Here is a 5,023-nt window from a genome sequence, read left to right on the forward strand (position 1 = left end):
CTGCTGCTGACCGAACCGGTGGAGTCCGACGTGCGGATCCTGCACGACGGGGAGGACCCCCTGCTCACCCGGCTACCGCAGGGCCCCGTGCGCGAATTGTGCCTGTACGCTCCGCTGCGCGGCGCCGACACGTCCACGCTGCAGGCCCTGGCCCGACGCCTGTCCCCAGAACGGGTGGTGTTGGCCCTGACCCCGGGTTGGCCGGAGGAGGACACCGAACAGGCGCTGCGAACCCTGGCCGAGGCGGGCCTGAAGGCCGAGGCCCGCACCGTCCCCGACGGCCACCCCGAGCACGGCGGCCTTGTGGAGTGGGAGGGGTCCGAGGGACGATACGCCCTGACCCTGGGCTCGCGCCTGAACGCTCTGACCCGCGCCGGGCAGGGCACGCTCACCGCCCTGGTCCCGGCCACCGCGCCGCCGGAACCCGCCACCGCCGAGGACGACGATCACCTGGCCGACCTACCGGTGGAACTGGACGAGCCGGACTGGACGGTGGGGTTCGACTCCGGCCTGTACCGGGTGCACGGTTCCTTCACCAACCCCGTACCCGTGGCGGCCCGGGTCGTCGAACTCCTGGACCGGGACGTTCGCGTACAGGGCCCCGTGCTGGTGCACGCCCAAGGCCCCAAGGCCTGGGCGTTGCTGGTGTGGAGCCGACCCATGATGCTGCTGGCCTCGGCCCCAAGGGGCAGCGCCTGGCGTCTGTACCGGGTCGATCCGCCCGCCACCCCCGCCTCCCGGTTGGGCGGCGAGGGTCTGTCACAGGTGGGGTTGGTGCGCACCAGCGCTCCCCTGCACCGGGCCCCGCACCGCGACATCGGCGCCTTCCTCCACACTCTGGGCACCGACCACATCACCCTGCTCGAAAACGTCGGGTTCTTGGACAAACCCCTGTGAACCACCACCGGTACCGGTGCCGGGCAGTGCAGTGACCTCCCGCTAGAGTCGACACTCATGCGGATTCTCGTACTGGGCGGTACCTCCTTCGTGGGCAGGTTCATCGTCACCAACGCCATAGAGCGGGGCCACGACGTCACCCTGTTCAATCGGGGCAGGACCGGCACCGAACTCTTCCCCGGGGTGAAACGCCTGATCGGAGACCGTGACGACGGTGAACTGTCCTCCCTGGAGGAGGACTCCTTCGACGCCGTGGTGGACGTCAGCGGCCTGGTCCCCCGTCACGTGCGCCAAGCCGCCCGGGTGCTCCGGGACCGCGTGGACCGCTACCTGTTCATCTCCACCAACGCCGTGTACGCCCCCGGGGCCGGTCCCGGCGCCGACGAGACCGCCCCCCTGAAGGAACCGGAGTGGAACACCGAGGTGATCGGCGCCACCACCTACGGGCCGCTCAAGGTCGCCTGCGAACACGAACTCCACACCCACTTCGGTGACCGCGCCACCATCGTGCGCCCCGGCATGCTCGCCGGCCCCCACGACAACGTCGACCAGTTCACCTACTGGGTACGAAGGGTCGCCCGAGGCGGACAGATCGTCCTGCCCGGAGACCCCGGCCAACCCGTGCAGATCCTGGACGCGCGCGACCTGGCCCACCTGGTGGTCCGCCTGCTCGAACAGGACCTGGGCGGGGTGTACAACGCCATGGGCCCGGCCCACCCCCTCACCCTGTCCGAGATGATCCACACATGCGCGCGGGCGGCCCAGGCCGGCATCGACCTGGTGTTGGTGCCGCCGGAGGCCGTCATGGCCCGCTTCCCGCTGGTGCGTCCCGACCGCACCTGGGAACAGTCCTTCCAACGCGACTTCAGCCGCGCCCGCGAGGTCGGACTGCCCTCCACCCCGCTGGAGACCACCGCCGCCGACGTGTTGGCCTGGGACCGCGAACGGGGCGAGCCACCCCTGGAGCCGGCCCCCGACCCACAGGTGGAACGCAACCTGTTGGCCTACGTCCAGGGCTAGGTGAGCGAAATCGGGGGATCCTGGTGAGTCGGAGGCCGGTCCCCGCGCCGATCGCTCCGGTCGGAGCGCCCGATGCGTCGGCGCGCCGTGCGGGAAAGACGCCGCCACAGCGCCCACACCCGGCCCGCCGCAGAGCGATCCTCGCCCCCCTCCTCGGGCGTACCCGGCGCCGTCGCCCCACCTCCCTCACCTTGACCGATCTCGGCCGCCCGGGCGTGCAAACGGTCCCTGACCTGCTCCGGGGTGTAGGCACGACGCTGCCGCTCGGCACGCGCGATCGCCACCCCCGTGGCCGCCACACCCACGAAAGCGGCCACTCCCAACGCTTTCCACCACTTCATAGCTCCTAGGCTAGGCCTTGTGACGAACACGAGCATGTCCCTGGACGAGGCGGTGGAGTCCACCCGCACCGGCGACCTCTGGGTCTTCCGAGGCACCAGCGTGCCCGACCGGGCCATCCAGATCACCACCAACAGTCCCGTCAACCACGTCGGGATGTCACTGGTCATCGACGACCTGCCCCCGCTGATGTGGCACGCCGAACTGGGCCGTTCCCTGGTGGACATGTGGACCGGCACCCACCAGCGCGGGGTCCAACTGCACGACCTGCGCGACGCCGTCCTGGTGTGGGGCCGCCGCTACGGTCAACAGGGCTGGCTGCGCCAACTCGACCCCCTCGCCGACCGGACCATGGAGGACGCCGCCCTGCGCACCGTGGCCCGGCTCAACGGCACTCCCTTCCCCTCCACCGCCCAACTGGCCGGACGCTGGGCCCTGGGACGCGTGCCCTTCACCCGCGCCGCACGCGAGCGACGCCTGGAAACCGCCTACTGCGCCGAGGTCGTCGCCCTGACCTACGAAGAGATGGGGCTGCTGCCCAAGGGCAAGCGACCCGGCTACTACGACCCGGGCCGGTTCTGGAGCGGCGACTCCCTGACCCTGCAGGGCGAGTCAACCCTGGGCGGAGAGATCCGGATCCAACTGCCCTAGAGCAGGTTTCATGCCCACGTCGGCGGGGCAAGCGCCCGGGTGTGCCGCCTCCGGCGGCGGGAGAAGGGGGCCGATGAGCGAGCACGCACTGGGCGAGGACGACGTCGCCGAATCCCGACTGGCCCTGCACCGGGCCCACCTGCGGTGCCTGGCCTTCCGCGACCCCGTCGACCGGCGAGAACACCTGGCCCTGGTCCTGGGCGAGGTCACCGACGGCGAGGACGTCCTCGTGCGCGTGCACTCCGAGTGCGTCACCGGTGACGTCTTCGGCGCGCTACGCTGCGAATGCGGCGACCAGCTCCACGCCGCCCTGGACCGCGTCATCGCCGAAGGTCGCGGTGTCCTGGTCTACCTGCGCGGCCACGAGGGCCGCGGCATCGGCCTGCTCGACAAGGTCCGCACCATGAGCCTGCAGGACCGCCGAGGCCTGGACACGGTGGACTCGGCCACCGCGCTGGGACTGCCCGTGGACGTACGCGACTACGCACCCGCCGCCCGCATCCTGCGCCACCAGAGCGTGCGCTCGATCCGACTGCTGTCCAACAACCCCGACAAGGTCCTCGCCCTCCAGGACCACGGCATCAAGGTCACCGCCCGCCTGCCACTGCTCGCCGAAGCCCACACCGACAACATCGACTACCTGACCGCCAAACGCGACCGGCTCGGCCACGACCTCCCCCACCTGGACCACTCTCCCGGCTCCGGCGCCGACAACACCCGTGACTGACCGCGCCACCCGCCACCTGAGCGCCCGGCCGACCACCGCGCTCACCATCGCCGTGTGCGCCGAAGCGGCCCTGCTGGCGTTCTTGACCATCACCACCGGATTGGGCGCACACGGCTGGACGGCCGCCGCCCTGTACACGCTTTCGGCCACGGCACTACTGGGGGCGGCCCTACGCCACTACCACCACCGGCCCCTGGGCCCGGCCGACCTGGTCACCTCGGCCCGCGTCGTCCTCATCGGCGCCGTCACCGCCCTGGTCGCCGACGGCGACCACACCTGGGCCCTGGTCGCCGTCGCCGTGCCCGCGATGGCGCTGGACGCGCTCGACGGCCTCGTCGCACGCGGTACCCGCACCTGCTCCGACTTCGGCGCGCGCTTCGACATAGAGGCCGACGCCTTCCTCATCCTCGTGCTCAGCGTCCAGGTCGCCCAGGATCTGGGGCCCTGGGTACTGGCGATCGGCGCGATGCGCTACCTGTTCGGCGCCGCCACCCTGGTCCTGCCCCGGCTGCGCGGCCCCCTACCGCCCGGTAGGGGCCGCAAGACCGTCGCCGCCGCCCAACCCATCGTGCTCACCGTCGCCGTCTCGGGCATACTTCCCCCACCGGCCACGACCATCACCGTGGCCGCGGCACTGACCGCACTGCTGTGGTCGTTCACACGCGACGTGGCGGGACTGTGGCGCCCGCGCCCGCCCCGGGCCGCCACCACCGAAGGGAGCTGAGGCAATGGGACGGACCGCGCGCGCCTTCTGGGTACGCTCGCCCGGACAAGGTGAGATCCGACAGGTCGACCTACCCGAACCCGCCACCGACCAGGTCCTGGTGCGCACCCTGCACTCCGGCATCAGTCGAGGCACCGAGACCCTCGTCTTCGGCGGCGGGGTCCCACCCAACCAGTACGGCGTCATGCGCGCCCCCTTCCAGGAAGGCGACTTCCCAGGCCCCCTCAAGTACGGCTACCTCAACGTGGGCGTGGTCGAACAAGGCCCCTCACACCTACTCGGGCGCACCGTCTTCACCCTCTACCCCCACCAGACCCACTTCGTGGTCCCCGCCTCGGCCGTCTCCCCCGTACCCGAAGGCGTTCCGGCCCACCGCGCCATCCTGGCCGGCACCGTCGAAACGGCCGTCAACGCCCTCTGGGACGCCGCGCCCCTCATCGGCGACCAGGTCACCGTCGTGGGCGCCGGCATGGTGGGCTGTTGCGTGGCCCGCCTGCTCTCCCAGATGCCCGGCACCCACGTACAACTGGTCGACATCGACCCCGACCGCGCCGAGGTCGCCGAACGTCTGGGGGTCGAGTTCGCCCTGCCCGCCGACGCCAGGGACGATCGCGACCTGGTCTTCCACACCAGCGCCAGCGAGGCGGGCCTCACCCGCTGCCTGG

General features: G+C 71.4%; 6 protein-coding genes and 1 pseudogene. 6 read left to right on the top strand and 1 reads right to left on the bottom strand.

Going from position 1 to position 5,023, the window contains the following annotated elements; genetic code table 11:
- Positions 1–897 (top strand): annotated as a pseudogene (locus K8V84_RS10815) (hypothetical protein); the annotation flags it as partial.
- Positions 898–954: 57 nt separating this feature from the next.
- Positions 955–1,917: an NAD-dependent epimerase/dehydratase family protein gene (locus K8V84_RS10820; RefSeq protein WP_304073803.1), complete on the top strand. Its 963-nt coding sequence runs from the start codon at positions 955–957 to the stop codon at positions 1,915–1,917.
- Here the strand turns inward: K8V84_RS10820 and K8V84_RS10825 are convergent.
- A complete protein-coding gene (locus K8V84_RS10825; protein WP_304073810.1) occupies positions 1,914–2,234 on the bottom strand; it encodes a hypothetical protein in 321 nt (106 codons plus the stop codon). The two genes, K8V84_RS10820 and K8V84_RS10825, sit on opposite strands and share 4 nt — an antisense overlap.
- Positions 2,235–2,292: 58 nt before the next feature.
- Here K8V84_RS10825 and K8V84_RS10830 point away from each other — a divergent pair, with 58 nt between their 5' ends.
- From K8V84_RS10830 to K8V84_RS10845, 4 genes are all read left to right on the top strand, one after another.
- Positions 2,293–2,907, top strand: a complete 615-nt coding sequence (locus tag K8V84_RS10830) for a hypothetical protein (RefSeq protein WP_304073811.1) — start codon at positions 2,293–2,295, stop codon at positions 2,905–2,907.
- A gap of 73 nt (positions 2,908–2,980) precedes the next feature.
- A complete protein-coding gene (locus K8V84_RS10835) occupies positions 2,981–3,634 on the top strand; it encodes a GTP cyclohydrolase II (RefSeq protein WP_304073805.1) in 654 nt (217 codons plus the stop codon).
- Positions 3,627–4,358, top strand: coding sequence for a CDP-alcohol phosphatidyltransferase family protein (locus K8V84_RS10840; protein WP_304073807.1), 732 nt, complete (start codon positions 3,627–3,629; stop codon positions 4,356–4,358). Before K8V84_RS10835 ends, K8V84_RS10840 begins: the two co-directional genes overlap by 8 nt.
- Before the next feature lie 4 nt (positions 4,359–4,362).
- Positions 4,363–5,023: zinc-binding alcohol dehydrogenase (locus tag K8V84_RS10845; RefSeq protein WP_304073809.1), on the top strand; the 661-nt coding region annotated here is incomplete at its 3' end.

Origin of the sequence: Nocardiopsis listeri (assembly GCF_020741345.1) — a bacterium.
Taxonomy (GTDB): domain Bacteria; phylum Actinomycetota; class Actinomycetes; order Streptosporangiales; family Streptosporangiaceae; genus Nocardiopsis; species Nocardiopsis listeri_A.

What these genes read in the sequence shown, in the direction of transcription:
- K8V84_RS10820 (WP_304073803.1), top strand. Translation starts at nt 955, where the DNA reads ATGCGGATTCTCGTACTGGGCGGTACCTCCTTCGTGGGCAGGTTCATC.
- K8V84_RS10830 (WP_304073811.1), top strand. Translation starts at nt 2,293, where the DNA reads ATGTCCCTGGACGAGGCGGTGGAGTCCACCCGCACCGGCGACCTCTGG.
- K8V84_RS10835 (WP_304073805.1), top strand. Translation starts at nt 2,981, where the DNA reads ATGAGCGAGCACGCACTGGGCGAGGACGACGTCGCCGAATCCCGACTG.